Source organism: bacterium (assembly GCA_026129405.1).
Taxonomy (GTDB): Bacteria; Desulfobacterota; Binatia; order DP-6; family DP-6; genus JAHCID01.
Genome location: JAHCID010000001.1, coordinates 818,252 through 836,004, shown reverse-complemented (window position 1 = coordinate 836,004; position 17,753 = coordinate 818,252). Strand labels below are relative to the sequence as shown.

At 73.1% G+C, this 17,753-nt stretch carries 11 protein-coding genes; 5 read left to right on the top strand and 6 right to left on the bottom strand.

All coding sequences use genetic code 11. The features are described 5' to 3' along the window. Position 1 precedes the first annotated feature (1 nt). From KIT14_03850 to KIT14_03830, 5 genes are all read right to left on the bottom strand, one after another. On the bottom strand, positions 2–1,375 hold the full coding sequence (locus KIT14_03850; GenBank protein ID MCW5889664.1) for an outer membrane beta-barrel protein: 1,374 nt from the start codon (positions 1,373–1,375) through the stop codon (positions 2–4). A 147-nt stretch (positions 1,376–1,522) separates the two neighbouring features. After that, positions 1,523–4,261 (bottom strand): Hsp70 family protein, encoded by a 2,739-nt coding sequence (locus KIT14_03845; GenBank protein MCW5889663.1) that lies wholly within the window; start codon positions 4,259–4,261, stop codon positions 1,523–1,525. Positions 4,262–4,278: 17 nt separating this feature from the next. After that, positions 4,279–6,060 carry an Hsp70 family protein gene (locus KIT14_03840; GenBank protein MCW5889662.1) on the bottom strand — a complete coding sequence of 594 codons (1,782 nt, stop codon included), beginning with the start codon at positions 6,058–6,060 and terminating at the stop codon, positions 4,279–4,281. A gap of 10 nt (positions 6,061–6,070) precedes the next feature. Then, entirely contained in the window at positions 6,071–6,697 is a 627-nt protein-coding gene (locus KIT14_03835; GenBank protein ID MCW5889661.1) for a DUF2760 domain-containing protein, read from the bottom strand. A 54-nt stretch (positions 6,698–6,751) separates the two neighbouring features. After that, positions 6,752–7,369 (bottom strand): class I SAM-dependent methyltransferase, encoded by a 618-nt coding sequence (locus KIT14_03830; protein ID MCW5889660.1) that lies wholly within the window; start codon positions 7,367–7,369, stop codon positions 6,752–6,754. Positions 7,370–7,666: 297 nt separating this feature from the next. On the opposite strand from KIT14_03830, the gene KIT14_03825 reads away from it, so the two are divergent. Both KIT14_03825 and KIT14_03820 read left to right on the top strand, forming a co-directional pair. Continuing rightward, positions 7,667–10,000: an MMPL family transporter gene (locus KIT14_03825; GenBank protein ID MCW5889659.1), complete on the top strand. Its 2,334-nt coding sequence runs from the start codon at positions 7,667–7,669 to the stop codon at positions 9,998–10,000. 152 nt (positions 10,001–10,152) lie between these two features. Continuing rightward, entirely contained in the window at positions 10,153–10,956 is an 804-nt protein-coding gene (locus KIT14_03820) for a hypothetical protein (GenBank protein MCW5889658.1), read from the top strand. A gap of 16 nt (positions 10,957–10,972) precedes the next feature. On the opposite strand, the gene KIT14_03815 is transcribed toward KIT14_03820, so the two are convergent. After that, the gene (locus tag KIT14_03815) at positions 10,973–11,548 is read right to left on the bottom strand and encodes a chalcone isomerase family protein (GenBank protein ID MCW5889657.1); all 576 of its coding nucleotides are present in this window, start codon (positions 11,546–11,548) and stop codon (positions 10,973–10,975) included. 90 nt (positions 11,549–11,638) lie between these two features. Between KIT14_03815 and KIT14_03810 the strand changes: the two genes are divergently transcribed. The 3 genes from KIT14_03810 (at position 11,639) to KIT14_03800 (ending at position 17,343) form a co-directional block, all read left to right on the top strand. Beyond that, on the top strand, positions 11,639–12,652 hold the full coding sequence (locus tag KIT14_03810) for an aldo/keto reductase (GenBank protein ID MCW5889656.1): 1,014 nt from the start codon (positions 11,639–11,641) through the stop codon (positions 12,650–12,652). Between the two features lie 180 nt (positions 12,653–12,832). Next, positions 12,833–14,539: an acetyl-CoA carboxylase carboxyltransferase subunit gene (locus tag KIT14_03805; protein ID MCW5889655.1), complete on the top strand. Its 1,707-nt coding sequence runs from the start codon at positions 12,833–12,835 to the stop codon at positions 14,537–14,539. After that, positions 14,539–17,343, top strand: a complete 2,805-nt coding sequence (locus KIT14_03800) for a biotin carboxylase (GenBank protein MCW5889654.1) — start codon at positions 14,539–14,541, stop codon at positions 17,341–17,343. Before KIT14_03805 ends, KIT14_03800 begins: the two co-directional genes overlap by 1 nt. The last annotated feature ends 410 nt before the right edge of the window (positions 17,344–17,753 follow it).

Here is a 17,753-nt window from a genome sequence, read left to right as displayed (position 1 = left end):
GCTACGGCAGGTAGGCGCGGATCTCCAGCAGGCCGGCGACGCCGGAGAAGTTCGCCGAGCCGTTCACCTTCCGCTTCCCGACCTCCTTCACCGTCGTGTCGGCGTCCGGATAGAGATAGAATGGCACGGAGACGCCGAAGCTCAGGTTGTGGTTCAGGAAGTACTCGAGCCCGAGCTGCACCGAGCCGGCGACGCTGGGGCTGTCGATGGTGACCTTCGGCGTGGCGACGCTGCGGGCCGCGGTCCCGGTCGAGTTGATGACGTCGATCCAGCCGCGCTTGTCGTTGATCGTGAACTGGGCGTAGCCGACGCCGGCGCGCACCGACGGCACGAGCCGTCCGCCGAGGAACGGCCAGCGGAAGCGCACCATCGGCAGCACGGTGAAGTTCGAGACCTCGGCCATCTTGCCGTAGGGCGACCCCTCCATGTTGGGGTCGGTGTTCATGAGCTGGACCTCGGCGCCCCAGTGGCGGTCGAAGTTGAGGCCGAGCCCGCCGCCGAGCGTGGCGTTGAAGTCGCCCGGCGCCTCCAGGGTGAGCGGCCCGCCGAAATCCTTGCTGAACTGCTCCGTGTGGCCGCCGAAGAAGTAGAGGTAGAAGCGCAGGTCGCTGGTGTCGAAGGGACCTTCGTCGGCGAGCAGGAACGTGCGCTTCTTGGTGCCGTCGGGCGAGCCCTGCTGGCCCGGGAAGAGCCGGATGTGCGCGAGCGTGTTGATCGACGACAGGTTGAACTCGTCCTGCGCGCGCCGCACCACCTTGCCGTTGGCGTTGCGGTAGGTGAACTCCGCCGTCTGGTTCGGATAGATGAGACCCTGCACCGACAGACCGACCGCGACGTTGGGCGACACGAAGTAGTCGAGACCGATCGCCACCGAGCCCGCGATGGTGCTCTCGTCCGCTTCCAGCTTGACGCGCGAGTTGCCGTTGTCGTTGACGTCGTTGATCGACCAGCCGAGGCCGGCGCTGGCCCACGGAACCCAGGGGCCGCCGTCGATCGGCAGGCGGAAGCGGGCGCTCGGCAGCAGCGTGATGTTGCTGTACTCGCGCACCTTGCCGAGGCTCTTCGAGCGTACGTCGGGCTCGGTGCCGTGGCCCTGGAACTCGACGCTCCAGTGCTCGTCGATGTTGTAGCCGCCGCCGCCGCCGAGCATCACGTTGATGCCGTTCGGCGTGTCGAAGAAGAGATCGCTGACGATGTGCGTGTCGACGATCGCGGTCTCGCCGCTCTGGAACCAGAAGTAGAAGCGCTCCGCGTCCCAGAAACGCGCGACGTTGCTCTCCGCGCGCTTCTGCGTGGCCGCCTCGGACCCGGCGTCGTGGTCGTCGGCGCGGACGCCGTCCGCACCGAGCAGCGCCATCGCCGCCAGCACGAGCACCCCCGCTCGACTCCACTTCCGCTGCCCAACCCGCCGCCGCATACGACCCCCCCTCGGCAAACCGACGCGCCGCAGCTCGACTACCAGACGGGCCGCGGGGTGGACAAGCTCGGAACCGCACCGCCCCCCGGCGGGGCAGGGCGACGCTCAGTCGGCGGGCCGCAGCCGCAGCCCCGCGGGCAACGCCTCGTCGAGCAGGCGAGCCTGCTCGCGCGCCTCGAGGGCCACGGGCTCGCGCACGATGCGGGCGTTGCGCGCGCCGTCGGGTAGGGCCTCGAGCCGCGCGGCGACGCGCTCGCGCAGCGCGGCGTCGAGGTCGCGCTCGCGGTCGCCGGTGGCGCGCGCGATCTGCGTCAACGCGAACGCGGTCGCACCCGGGCGCGTCCACTCGGCGCGGAGCAGCCGCTCGGCGAGCGTCGCGGCGACGTCGCGCGGCACGATCGTGTTCTGCGGCCCGTAGATCGGCACGCGGGCGGCGAGCCGGGCGAGCGCCCACAGCTCCTGATCGGTCGTCCTGCCGCGGGCGGCGTTCGCCGCGAGCACTTCGGAAAGCTCACTGCGGGTCGCCGCCGCGAGCCGCTCGCAGGCGCCGATCGCCTGCCACATCTCGCGCAGCTCCTGCGGCCCGGGCCGCGGGCCCTTCGTCTTCTTCTTGAGCAACGCCGACGCGACCTGCTGGTACAGGTGCTGCTGCTGGCGCGCGGCGAGGCCGCCGGCGGCGCGCTTCCACAGGTTCCACCACTCGGCGCGGCCCTGGACGGCGCGCGGGTGGCGGAGATCGGCGCCGAGCACGCGCCACAGCCGGCCGACGCGGATCTCGTCGCCGGGGTCGCCGAAGCCCGGCCGCAGGAGGAAGCCGGCCAGATTCAGCCAGCGCGTCTCGTGCTCCGGCGTGCGGGCGCGCGCCGACTCGAGCTCCCACAGCACGTCCCAGAGGGCGCGGATCGCGGCCAGCGGCCAGGCGTCGCGGCCGGCGTCGAGCGCGCCTTCGAGGCGCCGCATGAGCGTCACCGGGTCGTCGCCGCCGGCGAAGGTCGCACGCAGGATCGCCGTCGCTTCCTCGAGCCGCGCGGGCTCGACGACCAGCACGCCCTCCCCGCCCTCGGCGTCCGGCGGCGGCGCCTCGGCCGCGACCACGTCGCGCAGGCGGAACTCGAGCCGCCAGCGGTGGTCCGTCTCGCGCGAGCGACACCACACCTCGAGCGTGCCGATCTCCGTCAACAGCACTTCCAGCTGCACGGGCAACGCGCGCTCGACGAGCTTCTTGCCGAAGCGCAGCACGGTGCGAATCGGCGGCAGCGCCCGCATGGCCTGCGCGTCGATCGCGACCAGATCACCGGTGCGCTCGCCGCTGCGATCGACGGCGGTGAAGAGCGGAAAGGAGACGGGACGGTTCGCGAGCATCTCGAGGTCGTGGCCCTCGATCGCCACGCGCTCGCCCGCGTCCATGCCGCGCGGCACGAGGCAGAGCGCCTGCTCCCCGGACAGCCCGAGGTAGTAGCTGCGCGCCGCGCCGCTGCCGATGCGTACGCCGTCGCCGCGGCGCACGAGGCCGAAGTAGGCGGCGCCTCGCGCGACGGCGAGCTGGAGCGACTGCCCTTCGAGCACCGCCGGGCGCCACGCGCCGTCCGGCGCGTGCCAGCGGCCGATCACGTCGGCGACACGGTCGCGTACGACCTCCGGCTCGCAGGCGCCGCCGTTGAAGAGGATCGCGTCGGGCCGCACGAGCGCGCGCTCGGCCTCGCCCGCGGCCTCCCGCTGGCGCTCGAGGAAGTCGGCGACGTGGCGCGTGATCTCCGGATCGCTCGCGAACGGCAGACCCCACTCGCGCAGCGCGAGCCCCGTCTGCCGGCGCGGCCGGGCGTCGCCGCCGACGGACGGGAAGAAGCCGTCCAGCACCGTCGCCTCCACCTCGGCGCGCGCCAGGTCGTCGTGCAGCGTGCCGCCGACGACGGCCCCGCTGCGCCCCGGCACGGTGACGCGCACGGCGCCCAGCGTCGGATCGTCGAGCAGCCGCTCCTTGGCGGCGCGGCACTGGCTGACGAGCGCGTGGAAGCGGCCGGAGTCGAGCGGCGTGCCGCGCGCGAGCCGCGCCTCCGAGGCGCGCGCGAGCGCGATGTCCATGTTGTCGCCGCCGAGCAGCAGGTGATCGCCGACCGCGGCGCGCTCGAGCGTCAGCTCGCCGCGGCCCTGGCGCGCGGCGATGAGCGAGAAGTCGGTCGTGCCGCCGCCGACGTCGACGACCAGTACGAGCGGCGTCGCCGTGACCCGCGCCTTCCAGTCGGCCTCGTGCGTGCCGAGCCAGGCGTAGAACGCCGCCTGCGGCTCCTCGAGCAGCACGACGTCGGGCAGCCCCGCCTGGCGCGCCGCCTCCAGGGTCAGCTCGCGCGCCACCTCGTCGAACGACGCCGGCACCGTCAGCACGACGGCCTGCTCGGCGAGCGACGCGGGGAAGGTCGCGTCCCACGCCTCGCGCAGATGGCCGAGCACGCGCGCCGACGCCTCGACGGGCGATATCTTCGCGACCTCGTCGCCCGCACCCCACGGCAGTATCTTCGCGGTGCGGTCGACGCCGCCGTGGCACAGCCACGACTTCGCCGACGCCACCAGCCGCCCCGGCACGCGGGCGCCCTGCTCGCGCGCGAACACGCCGACGCACCAGTCGCGGTCCGCCGCCCAGGGTAGGTCGAGGCTTCCCGGGGGCACGTCGTGCGCGCCGGCGAGGTAGACGAACGACGGCAGCGTCGGCCGCGGCTCGACGCGTCCCGCGGCCACCAGCTGCGGCACGTCGAAGACGTGGATCGTGCGGCCGCCCTGCGTGTCGACGTAGGCGCACGCCGTGTTGGTGGTGCCGAGGTCGATGCCGACCAGATAGCGCGCCGCCATCGCCGGCCGCCCCGGCGCTAGGCGTCGGCCTGCTGGCGGAGGTTGAACTCCACCTTCCAGCGGCCGCCGCCGGCGCGGGCGTCGCACCAGATCTCGAGCGTGCCGATCTCGGTGACGTGGGCGCGCAGGCGCACGGGGACGCTGTGGCCGGCGTCGCCGTCGAGCGTCGCCTCGAGCGGCGCCAGCTCCTCCAGCTCGCCCGGCTGCCAGCCCTCGACGACCGTGCCCGGCACGTCGTGCCGCCGCACCGACGAGCCGAAGAAGCGGAACTCCGCCGGCTCGCCGACGACGAGGCCGAACTCGGCGTCGGGCAGGACGGCGTCGCTGCCCTCCTCCATGCCGAACGGCGCCACGCACAGCGCCTTCACCGGCGGCGCCATGCCGGGCACCGCCGGCATCGCCGTCTCGACGCCGACGTAGTACGCGCGCGCCGTGCCGCCGCGGATGCGCACGCCGCGGCCGCGGCGCGCGAGCCCGTACACGGCCGCGCCCTGGGCGACGGCGAGATCGGCGTGGTTGCCTTCGAGCACGCGCACGCCGTCGCCGCGCCACGACGCCAGCGCGTCGAGCATGCGGTCGCGGAAGCGTGCCGCATGCGTGACGCCGCCGTTGAACAGCACCGCGCTCGGGCCGTCCGGCGCCAGCTCGCGGTGGCGGCCGAGAAAGCCGGCGACGTGGCGGGTGACGGCGGGATCGCTGGCGTAGTCGAGACCGATCTCGCGCAGACCCGTGCGGCGCGCGGCGCGCGGGCGCTCGTCGCGACCGCAGAGGGGGAAGAAGCCCTCGACCAGCGTCTGCTCGACCTCGTCGCGCAGCACGTCGGTGCGCACCGCGCCGCCGACGACCTTGCGCGAGCGGCCGAGGACGACGATCGGCGCCTTCTCGGGCGCACCGTGCGCGAGCAGCTGCTCCTTGGCCGCACGGCAAGCGTGGATCAGGCCGCGGAACTGCCACTCGTCGAGCGTCGTACCGGCGTCGGCGAGCCGCTGGCGCACGACGTGGGCGAGCGTCAGGTCCATGTTGTCGCCGCCGAGCAGGATGTGGTCGCCGACCGCCTTGCGCTCGAGGACGAGGCTGCCGTGCTCCTCGCCGACGGCGACCAGCGTCAGGTCGGTGGTGCCGCCGCCGAGATCGCAGACGAGGATGACGTCGCCGACCCGGACCTTCTCGCGCCACCCGCCGCCGCTGGCGCCGAGCCAGGCGTAGAACGCCGCCTGCGGCTCCTCTATGAGATGCGCGCCGGCGAGCCCGGCCTGCTCCGCCGCCCGCACCGTCAGCTCGCGCGCCGCCGCGTCGAACGACGCCGGCACGGCCAGGTGGACGTCCTGCTGCGCCAGCGGCTCGGGCATGGCCGCGTCCCAGGCGGCGCGGAGGTGCGCGAGATAGGCCGTCGCCGCGTCGACGGGCGAGCGCTTCGGCACGTCGTCGGGCGCGCCCCACGGCAGGATCGGCGCCGTCGGGTCGGCGCCGGCGGCGCCCAGCCAGGACTTGGCCGACGCGATCACACGCCCCGGCACCTCGGCGCCGCGGGCACGGGCGAGCTCGCCGACGACGTCCGTCGCCTGAGCCCAGGGCAGCGCCAGGCCCTCGGGCTTCATCTCGCCCGCCGCGGGCAGGTACACGAACGACGGCAGCTGCGGCCGCTCGGCGACCGTACCCGCCGATACGAGCTGCGGGATCTGCAGCACCTGCACCGCCGGCGCGTCGACGTCGCCGTCCTCCGCCCGGGTGTCGACCCAGGCGAGCACGGAGTTGGTCGTGCCGAGGTCGATGCCGACCACGTAACGGGCGTCGGCCATCACGCGTCCGTCAGGCGATCTCGACCTCGGCCGGGGCGATGATGCGCGGGTCGAGACCGGCGCGCGGCGGGATCGTCGCGCTCGCGGCCTTCCAGCCGGGGTGACGCAGCACGCCCTTGAACGGCGGCTGCCCCTGCACGTTGCCGGTGAGGCGGATGGTGGCGGGATCGAAGCCGGCGGGGACCGTGACCGTGTCCTCCTCCTTGCCGGCGAGAACGGGCTCGAGGCGGACGTAGCTCTGCAGCGCCTTCGCGCACGACGCGTGGATGCCGCGCGTGGCGGCGCCGACCTGCTCGTCGGAGTAGGGGCCGATGTCCTCGGTGAGGAAGTCGACCAGGCGTCCTTCTTCCTGGAGGGCGGCGAGAAGGCGGAGCGCGGTGTGCTCCGGCGGCTCGACCGGCTTCGGCGACGGCTTCGCCGGCGCGAGCGCGGCCTTCGCGGCCGGCTCGGGTGCGGCGCCCGCGGCCGCCTTCGGGGCGGTGAGCGCGGTCAGCAGCGTCGCCAGCAGCGGCGCCCCGCAGATGGCCGCGACGAACGGCATGGCGGTCTGCGGATCGACGCCGAGCTGGCCGAGGGCCCACCAGTTGCCGCCGCCGACCACGACACCGAGGAGCAGCGCCACGACGATCGGGGACATCCGTCAATGCCTACGACACGATCCCCGCCCCGGCAAGCCGCGCGGGCCCGCGGCTCAGGCGTGCGCGACGAGGTAGGCGAAGGGACGATCGTCGAGCGGGCGCTCGATGCCGGCGCCGCGGAAGCCGGCGGTCGGCAGCATGCGCAGGAGCACCCCCACGGTCTCGAGCGGCAGCTCGGGCGGCGCAGGCGACTCCACTCCGGGCACCGCGCAGCGCAGCCCGATCACCAGACGCCCGCCCGGCGCCAGCACGCGACGCAGCTCGCGCAGGCCGTCGAGCGGCCAGTCCCAGAGGTGGAGATCGTTGACGACGAGCGCGCGGGTGAACGTGCCGTCGGCCCAGGGCAGCGACGCCACCGCTCCGACGCGCAGGTCGACGGCCCGGTGCCCGACCTGGCGATGCGCCGCCCGCACCACCCCCTCGGACGCCTCTACGCCGGCGACGAAGCGGGCGCCGCGCGCCCGCGCCAGGGCGAGGCCGAGGCCGGCGCCGAAGCCGACCTCGAGAACGTCGTCGTCGAAGCCGACGTCGAGGAGGTCGACGGCCCGCCGGCTGAGGATGCGCTCGGCGGCGCCGGGGGGCGCGGCGGGCGCGCAGTGCGGCCCGACCGGCCACCGGAGGTCCATCGGTACGGCGTGATCGGCGTCGAACGACGTGGCGGCGCAGCCCATGCGTGCGGAAGAGCAAGGCGGGTGCCAGCGGCGGGCGGTGCCCGGACGCCGTGGATCCGGGGCGCCGATACGCAGGCCGCAAGATCGGCGTGGCGGTGCCGCAGCGTCGATGCTGCACGTCGGCCACGGGGCGCGATGGCACGCCGGCGCCAGCCGCGTCATGGGCCGGGGTGACGATCGAGGCCGCACCGCGCCGCTCGGTTCGCGGGCGCCACCCCGGCCGTCGACGACACACCGCCGCATGGCCCGTCGGTCCGGCTTGCATTCGCCCTGCGTTCCCGACGTGATGCCCGGTCGATGCCTCTCTTCGAGCGCTACGTGCGCTGGCTCGTCCGTCGCGCCTGGCTGGTCCTCGCCCTCGTCGCCGTCGCGACCGCGCTCGTGGCGAGCGGGCTGTCGAAGCTGCGGACCGAGTTCTCGGTCGAGGCGAGCCTCCCCGAGGAGCATCACTTCGTCCAGATCGACAAGACCATCCGCAAGGAGTTCGGCGGCCGGCACGCGCTGATCGCTGCCGTCGTGCCCAGGCAGGGCGACGTCTGGACGCCCGAGACGCTCGCCGTCGTGCGCGACTTCACGCTCGGGGCCCTGAAGCTCCCCGACGTCATCGCGCAGAACGTGGTCAGCCTCGCCGCCCCGTCGGTGCGCCACGTCGAGGATCGCGACGGCAACATCACCGTCGACTACCTGATGCGCGACGTCCCGCAGACGCCCGAAGAGATCGCGGCGCTGCGCCGGAACCTCGAGTCCGATCCGTCGCTCCGGGGCATGCTCGTCACCGACGACCAGAAGGCCGCGATCGTGGCGATGGACTTCTGGGAGGGGCCGCAGTCACAGGACATCGCGCAGCGCGTGCTCGACCTGATCGCGACGTTCGAGGGCCGCGGCGTCGACATCTACGCCGCCGGCGAGCCGATCGTCGCCCTCACCGACCTCGGCCAGTCGGCGCTGATCGCGAAGCGCATCCCGGTGACGTTCATCGTCATCGCGCTGATGCTCCTGGTCTCGTTCCGCAGCGTCCAGGGCATGATCATCCCGATGCTGACGGCGACGCTCAGCACGGTGTGGGCGCTCGGTCTCATGGGGCACACGGGCATCGTGATCGACACCTGGAACGTCGCGGTGCCGATCCTGCTCATCGCCGTCGCCGCGGCGCACTCGGCGCAGATGCTGAAGCGCTACGTGGAAGAGGTCGTCCGCACCGGCGACAACAAGCAGGCGGTGATCCGCTCGACGGTGAAGATCGGGCCGGTGATGATCGCCGCCGGCGCGACCGCGGCGCTCGGCTTCATGTCGCTGGCGCTGTTCGGCGTCCGCTCGATCGCCAACCTCGGCCTCTCCTGCGGCTACGGCATCGCGAGCGCGGTCCTGCTCGAGCTGACGTTCATCCCGGCGCTGCGCGCCGTGCTGCCGGCGCCGAGACGCCTGCCGCCCGAGGGCGGCCTCACGGCGAAGCTGCTCGAAGCCATCCATCGCGGCGTCGTGCGCGCCCAGGGTCGCGCGGTGCTGATCGGAACCGGCGTGGTGCTCGTGCTGGCGGCGATCGGCATCGCCAACATCCGCACCTTCGGCCCGACGCGCGAGTACATGCCGCACGACAGCCTCTCGCGGCAGAACCTCGAGAAGATCGAGGAGCACTTCCAGGGAACGGTCAACATGACCGTCCTCTACGAGGGCCCTCCCGGCACCACCAAGTCGCTGCCGGTGCTCCGGCACATCGCGGCGCTGCAGGAGGTCCTGGAGCAGGACCCGATCGTGCTGCGCACGGCGTCGATCGCGGACATCGTGAAGACGCTGCACCAGACGTTCAACGCCTCCGACCCGAAGCCGTACCGCCTGCCCGACGACCAGGAGCTGACCGCACAGCTCATGTTCCTCGGCGAGTCGCCGGCGTTCGAGCGCTTCAGCGACCGCGCCCAGACGAAGACCCTCGTGGTCGCGTACCTGCACGACGACGACTCCGCGCAGGTCGGCCCGCTCGTGCGCCGGCTCGAAGAGTGGGTGGCGAAGAACCCGCCGCCCGACGGCGTGGAGGTGCTCATCGCCGGCGGCTTCGCGCCGACCGTCCTCGCCGTCAACGAGCACACGACCTACGGCAAGATGCTCAACATGCTCGTCGTGCTCGCGGTGATCTACCTCGTGTCGTCGGCGATCATGCGCTCGGCGGTGGCCGGCCTCTACGTGCTGACGCCCATCGTCATCACGGTGCTCGTGCTGTTCGGCGGCCTCGGCTGGACCGGCGTCCGCCTCGACATGGGCTCGTCGTCGGTGATCGCGATGGCGGCCGGCGTCGGCGCCGACTACGCGATCTACTTCCTCTTCCGCCTGCGCGAGGAGCACCAGCGCTTCCCCGACGACCGCGACGCCGTCCACGAGGCGCTGCGCACGTCGGGCCGCGCCGTCATCTTCGTCGCCGCGAGCATCGGCGCCGGCTTCGCCGTCATCGCGGTGTCGCCGTTCCTCGGCATGAAGCTCTTCGGCACGCTGATGCCGGCGGCGATGGTCGTCGCCTGTCTGGCGTCGCTCACGGTGATGCCGGTGATGGCGCTGCGCCTGCGGCCGCGCTTCCTCTTCGGCGATCCGGCCGAGCACGTGGACGTCGCGAGCGCCGCCGAGCCGGCACCGGCCCGGTAGCGCGGGCGCGCAGACGCCCGGCGCCGGCCCGACCCGCCGGCGTCGGTGAAAGTTCCGTGACACGCGCCCGCCCGGAGGCGATCGCGCGGCGATCGTCCTTGCCCGGCGGAAACGAGCGTCGCACAGTGCCTCCCGCCCGCCGCGGGCACCCGATGACCACCGCCCCCCGGCCGTCGTCCGCCGCCGTCGTCCGCATCGCGGGCGGCGTCGCCCTCGCCCTCGCCGTCGCCGTGCACGGCGCCGAGCCGGGCCCGCTCGTGCGTATGGACGGCGACCGGCTCAGCGCGCGGCTCGCCGACGTGCCCCCCGCCGAGATGCTGGAGCTGCTCCGCAGCGCGACCGGCGCCGAGGTACGCGGTGCCGGCGCCGACCCGGCGCCGGTGAGCGTGGCGTTCGACGACCTGCCGCTGGACGAGGGGCTCGTGCGCCTGTTCGGCAGCCGCAACTTCACCGTGGTCTTCGGCGACGACGGCCGCGTGCGCCGGGTGACGCTCCTCGGCGCGACCGCCGACGAGCCGCCACCCGTGATCGCACCGGCGGTCGCCGCGGCCCCCCCGGCCGTTCCGGTGGTGCCCCCGTCGCCGCACCGGCTGCTGAACCGCTCGGTGGCGCTGCCCGTCGGCAGCCGCATCGCCCGACACATGGGCACCGCGCAGGCGACCCTCCAACAGCTGCTCGACGTCGCGCTGCACGACCCCGACGCGTCGCTACGCGCCGAGGCCGTCCGTGCCGGGCTCGGCGGCGTCGAGCTCCAGGACGACCTGCGCGCCACGATGACGCAGGCCCTGGCCGGCGTCGACGACGACACGCTGCGGGAGCTCGTCGAACGCCTGGCCCGCGAGCGCGCCCCCGAGATCGCCGAGCAGGTGGCGACGACGTCGCGCATCCCCGAGCTGCGCGAGCGCAGCCGCGCCGTCCTGCGCGACCTCGCGGCGATCCCGCCGGCCGCCCCCTGATCGAGCCGGCCGCGGCCTACCCGCCCAGCAGCGCCCGCTTCAGGTCGGCGTCCACCGGATCAGGCCCGAGCCATACCGCGAGGAGGGCGCGGCCGAAGTCGGCACCCTCGATCGTCCCCCGCCGGACGTCGTTCACGGCGACCTCCGTATGGCCGCCGGCCACCGTGAGGTCGATGCGGTCGCCCACCTCCGCGGCGGGGAAGAGCGACTCGAGGCGGGTGAGGCGGCTCTGGAGGGCCGGCAACGCGTCGCCGGCGTTGCGCGCGAAGGCCTCCGAGACGGCCTCCGCGATGCGCGACGCGCCGAGCGCCCGCAGCATGTGGAGCCGCACGCGGCGCGGCCCCGCGCCGTCCAGGACCTCCGCGGCCGTGTGCGCCGGGTGCGGCAAGTAGAGCGCGGCGACGTAGACCTCGAAGAACCACCGCGTGCGCACGCCGGCGCCGGAGAGGTGCAGCGTCTGCCCGGCGACGTCCGTCGTGTCGGCCACCGCGACCCCGGCGACGTCGCGCGCGGCGGCCGGCGCCGCCGCGAGGGCGAGGCACATCGCGAGGAGCAGCCGTGCGAGTGGGAGCGCCACCGGCACGACGAGCATGGCACGGTCACGCGGCCTTGCCAGCAACCCGTTGGCGCGCCCATGGCCCGGCGTCTCGACAGGACCGCAGGCCCCGGCGTAGCAGGGCGCATGACCCACGCCCGTCTCGGCCACACCGGCCTCAAGGTCTCCCGCATCTGTCTCGGCACCATGGTCCTCGGCCGCTGGGGCAACGCCGATCACGCCGACTGCGTGCGTATCATCCACCGCGCGCTCGACGAGGGCGTGACCTTCATCGACACCGCCAACCGCTACGGCATGGGCGAGTCGGAGGAGATCGTGGGCAAGGCGCTGCGCGGCCGGCGGAGCGAGGCGGTCGTGGCGACGAAGGTCTTCATGCCGGGACCGGGCGGTCCGCTCGATCGCGGGCTGTCGCGCCGCCACGTCATGATGCAGGTCGAGGACAGCCTGCAGCGGCTCGGCACGGACTGGATCGACCTCTACCAGATCCACCGCAACGACAAGGACACGCCGCTCGAGGAGACGCTGTCGGCGCTCTCCGACCTCGTGCGTCAGGGCAAGGTCCGCTACCTCGGCGTGTCGACGGGAACGCTCGCCGAGTCGCGCTCGATGTACTTCGGCGGCTGGAAGATGGTCGAGTCGCTGTGGATCAGCGAGCGGAAGAACCTCGAGCGCTTCGTCTCGACGCAGCCGCCCTACTCGATCCTGCGCCGTGAAGCGGAGCGCGAGATCTTCCCCGTCTGCCGTGCGCACGGGTTCGGCGCGATGGTCTGGAGCCCGCTCGAGGGCGGCTGGCTCGCGGGACGCTACCGCAAGGGCCGGCCGGCGCCGGACGACTCGCGGGCGAAGAACCAGACCGAGTTCGGGGCGTTCGTCGCCGAACAGTTCGACCAGACGTCGGCGCGGGGCCAGCGGCGGCTGGAGATCGTCGAGACGCTGGCCGGCCTGGCCGAGGAGCTGGGCGTGCCGCTGGCGCATTACGCCCTCGCCTGGGTGCTGCGGAACCCCGACGTCACCTCGGCGATCGTCGGCGTGCGCGAGATGCGACACCTGGAGGACGCGATCAGGGCCGAGTCGGTCCGTATCCCCGACGAGCACCTGCGGCGCATCGACGCCCTGGTGGGGTTCGGGGAGAACGCGTAGCCGCTCGCGCCCGGCGGCTACCCCGTCCTGTCCAGGGCCCGCGGGCACACCGCGGGGCGGAGGCCGGCGCCCGGGGTCGCACCCGGGACTGGAGTTTTCGCGCCCGGGCGCTTAGAGCAACCGACGCCGATCGGATCCTCCCCCCCCCCCCGGAGGCCACCCCCGATCGCCCCCGTGTACATGGCCAAGCCGAAGCGTCCCCCCGAGGAAGTCCCCGCCCCCAAAGCCAGCCCGGTGCCGACCCTTTCGGACCCCCTGGCCGAGTCGACGGACGCCACGCGAGCGCCCGCCGCCGCGACCGGCCCCTACGACGAGGCCGTGCGCGCCGGCGCGGAGCTGCGCCAGAAGCCGTACGCCGCCTCCCCGACCATCCAGGTCATGCGCCAGCACGCCAAGGACCGCATGACGGTCTGGGAGCGCATCGACGTGGTGAAGGACCCCGGCACGCAGCCGACGGTGCTGTGGCAGAACTGGGGCAAGAACCTCGACGGCGCCTCGCTGGTGACGACGGTGGTGAAGGTGCGCGGGCGCGACGTCGCGCTCTACGGCCACGACTTCACCGTCCGCGCCGGCTCGATGGACGCCACCAACGGCCGCAAGCTCGCCAACCTCATCTACATGGCGGGCGAGAAGGGCATGCCGCTCATCGGCATGAACGACAGCGCCGGCGCCTTCGTGCCGGCGGGCATCGGCGGCCTCGACGGCTACGCCGAGGCGTTCACGGCCCTGCGCAAGATCAGCGGCGTGGCGCCGAGCATCATGTGCATGTTCGGCTACAACGCCGGCGGCGGCTCGTACCTGCCGCGCCAGGGCAGCTTCATCATCCAGGCGGCGAACACGTTCTTCGGCCTCACCGGGCCGGGTGTCATCAAGAGCGTGCTCGGCGAGGACGTCACGCCCGACGATCTCGGCGGCCCGAAGGTCCACGGCGCGAGCGGCGTCGCCGACCTCACCGTCCCCGACGAGGTGGGCGCGCTCAAGACCGCGGTGCGTCTCGTCGGCTACCTGCCCGACTCGAACGCCGTCCCGCCGCCGTTCCAGGAGACCAGCGACCCGATCGCCCGCGAAACCGGCGAGATCGACACGCTCCTGCGCAAGGCCTTCAACTCGCCGACCGGCTTCAACACGCCGGTCGACGTCTCGATCATCATCGAGCGCGTCTGCGACCACGGCGACTACTTCGAGATGCAGCCCGACCGCGCGCGCAACGCCATCACCGCCTTCGGGCGCCTCGGCGGTCACGTGGTCGGCTTCATCGCCAACAACAGCGCCGTCGCCAGCGGGCAGATCGACGTCGACGCGGCCTACAAGATCGCGCGCTTCGTCCGCTTCTGCTCGATCTACAACACGCCGGTCATCTTCATCGAGGACACGACGGGCTTCCTGCCCGGGCGCGACCAGGAGACGCGCGGCATCGTGCAGGCGGGGCGCGCCATGCTCGACGCCATCATCGACATCCGCACGCCGCGCATCCTGCTCATCCTGCGCAACGCGTTCGGCGGCGCCTACGCGGCCTTCAACAGCTACGCCACCGGCGCGAGCCTCGTCCTCGCCCTGCCGACGACGCGCGTCGCCGTCATGGGCACCGCCGGCAAGGAGTTCGTCTACAAGCAGGAGCTGAAGGACGTGCGCGACGAAGCCGCGCGCATGCGGAAGGCGGGCACGCCGGCGGCCGAGGCCGCCGAGTGGCTGAAGGCGAAGGAGACCGATCTCAACCAGCGCTACGAGCGCGAGCTCATGAACCCGCGCGAGGCGCTCAGCCTCGGCTCGATCTCGGAGATCGTCATGCCCGGCGACCTGCGCCAGGTGCTCGCCACGAACCTGGCGTTCTTCCTCCGTCACTACGTCCCCGGACCGATGCAGTCCGTGCAGCGGGAGTTCCACTGATGCCGGCCACGAAGCCCGCTCCCACCCCGGGCGCGAACGCCCTCGTCCACCGCGACCGTCGTCTCGCCGCCGCCGCCTCGGCGTGGGTGCGATCGTTCGCCTGCGAGGACATGGGCGTCCTCATCGTGTGCCGCGGGCCCATCCGCAAGGAGGCGATCGACGTCTTCCGCGAGATGGGCATCACGCGCATCGGCATGTTGCTCTCCGAGAAGGACAGCATCGTCTTCCCGCGCGCGCTGTCGCCGGAGCTGCGCATCATGAGCCCCGAGCACGTGCATCCCGTGCCGGACTACACCGGGACGACGCGCGAGGAGCGCGTCCAGCGCATCGAGCAGATGATCGCCATCTGCCGCGAGCACGGCTACCAGTGGATCTTCGCCGGCTACGGCTTCATGGCCGAGGACGCCGACTTCGTCCGCCGCCTCGAAGAGGCCGGCATCGGCTTCATCGGACCGTGCTCGTACACGCAGATGGCGGCGGGCGCGAAGGACGAGGCGAAGCGCACCGCGATCGCGAACCAGGTGTCGGTCACGCCGGGCATGAACGACGCGACGGTGCGGACGCTGCTGCGGAAGTACCCCGACCGCGCCGCGCTCGCGAACGCGGCGCGGGACGCCGGGCTCGACGTGCCTGCGCTCGCCGACCAGAAGCTCGAGCCGGCGGCGCTCGCCGAGAAGGTGCTCGAGGCGTCGTATCGAACACGCGTCGACCTCTTCTCGATCGAGGAGCTGGGCGAGACGCTGCGCCTCGAGGCCGAGCGCCTGCTCGCCGACCAGCCCGGCCGGCGCTTCCGCTTGAAGGCCATCGGCGGCGGCGGCGGCAAGGGCCAGCGCATCCTCTCCGACGCGGCGCAGGTGCCGGCGCTCGTGCGCGAGGTGCTGAGCGAGGTCAAGGCGACCGGCGTCGGCGACAACAAGAACATGCTGCTCGAGCTGAACGTCGAGCAGACGCGCCACAACGAGATCCAGATGCTCGGCAACGGCACCTGGTGCGTGACGCTCGGCGGCCGCGACTGCTCGCTGCAGATGCACGAGCAGAAGCTCGTCGAGGTGTCCGTCACCGTCGAGGGGCTGCAGCAGGCGGTCGCCGCAGCCGAGCGTGAGGGCAACGCCACCAAGGCGAAGGCGCTGCGCGACGACCTCGACGTCCTGGGGCGCATGGAGGCCGAGGCCGAGCGCTTCGGCCTCGCCGTGAAGCTCGACTCGGCGTCGACCTTCGAGTGCATCGTCGACGGCGCGCGCCACTACTTCATGGAGGTGAACACGCGCATCCAGGTGGAGCATCGGGTGTCCGAGCTCTGCTACGCGCTGCGCTTCGCCAACCCCGACGACGCGGGCGACTTCTTCGACGTCCATTCGCTCGTCGAGGCGATGGCCATCATCGCCAGGCACAAGACGCGGCTGCCGCGCCCGACGCGCGTCCAGCGCGAAGGCGCCGCGCTCGAGGCGCGTCTCAACGCGACGGACCGGGCGCTCTCGCCCGCCGCCGGCGGCGTCATCATGTCGTGGTCCGACCCGATCGACGGCGAGATCCGCGACGATCAGGGCATCTGCCTGAAGAACCCCGACACCGGGCTCTTCATGCGCTATCGGCTCGCGGGGGCGTACGACTCGAACGTCGCGCTGCTGCTCGCCACGGGCGCCGACCGCGTGGAGAGCTGGAACCGGCTGCTCGAGGTGTTCCGTCGCACGCGCATCCGCGGCCTCGACCTCGCGACCAACCAGGAGTTCCTCTACGGCATCCTCTCCTGGTTCGCGCACCGCGATCCGTGGGCGAAGCCGACGACCCGCTTCGTCGTGCCCTACATCACGCTGGTCGGGCTGCTCGAGGAGCAGGCGCAGTCGATCGACCTCGACTGGGTGTTCCAGCAGCTCGCCCGCCGCGCCGTCGGCGCCGCGGCACCGGCCGCCCTCGCCGAGACCCAGCGCATCATGGCCCTCAAGGAGACGCTGCTCGAGCGGCCGATCCACGCGCTCTTCGACGAGCCGCACTTCCTGTCGGCATGGCTCTCCCAGCATCGCGCCGACTACGCGATCGACGACGGCCGCGTCGTCTGGAAGCGCAACCCGATCGAGATCCTCGCCGCCACCTATCACCTGCTCGACCTCGATACCCCGGACGCGGCCGCCGCCCACCGCATCTGGGACCACGACCGCGAGCTGCTCGACACCGCGCTCGCCTTCTACCGGCGCCTCGGCGCACGCCTCCCCGCGGGCACCGACTGGCGATCGCTCGACGCGGCCCTGGCCGACGCGGCGCCGGCCTTCGGCCTCGACGCCGGCACCTGGGAGAAGGTGCGGGCGGCGCACGCGGGCCATCAGCTCGGGCTCGAGATCCTCGGCCTCCTGCCGCTCATCGGCGCGCGGGTGGGCTTCGAGGACCTGCGCGTCGACGACGATCTCACGATCGATATCCCGGAGCGGCTGCTCGACCCGAAGCTCCAGGACGCCACGCGCAAGGTGCTCGTGCCACCGCCGGCGACCAAGAGCGACGAGATCGTCGCCGCCATGGGCGGCACCTTCTACGATCGCGAGGCGCCGCACCTGCCGCCGTATCTCGCCGCCGACAGCGAGTTCGAGAAGGGCGACGCGCTCTACATCATCGAGGTCATGAAGATGTTCAACAAGGTCTACGCGCCGTTCGCCGGGCGCGTGGACGCGGTGATGGCCGAGAACGCGACCGTCGTGCGCAAGGGCCAGCCGCTCTTCAAGATCACGCCGCGCGAGGTCGTCGTCGAAGAAGACCCCGTGGAGCGGGCGAAGCGCATCCGGGCCGCGACGGACGCCTATCTCGAGCGGCTCTGAAGCGCCGCCGCCCGCAACGGCGATTGGTACAATCGCGCATCCGGGCATCGGGCCGGACCGCCGCAGGGCACAGCGGTCCGGGCTGGCACGCGAGCGGCTATCCCCGCATGTCGCGTCGATCCTCCGCTCGCCCGCCCCACGCCGGGCACGCCCCGGACGCGGCGCGCCCCGAGACCCCGTCCCGGGATCGCCCCTCGACGAAGCCGCCCGTACGCGTGCCGCCACCAGCCGAACCCGTGCACCCGCTGCCCGACGCCCCCGTCGGCGAACCGATGCCGCGCCGGCCGGGCCACTGAGCGTGCATGCGCCTCCTCGGCGATCCCGCGGACCCGGTGAAACGTCCGCCCGACGAGCCCTCCCGCAGGGGGCCGATCGACGAGCCGCCGGCCCCACCTCCCGGGACGCCGGAC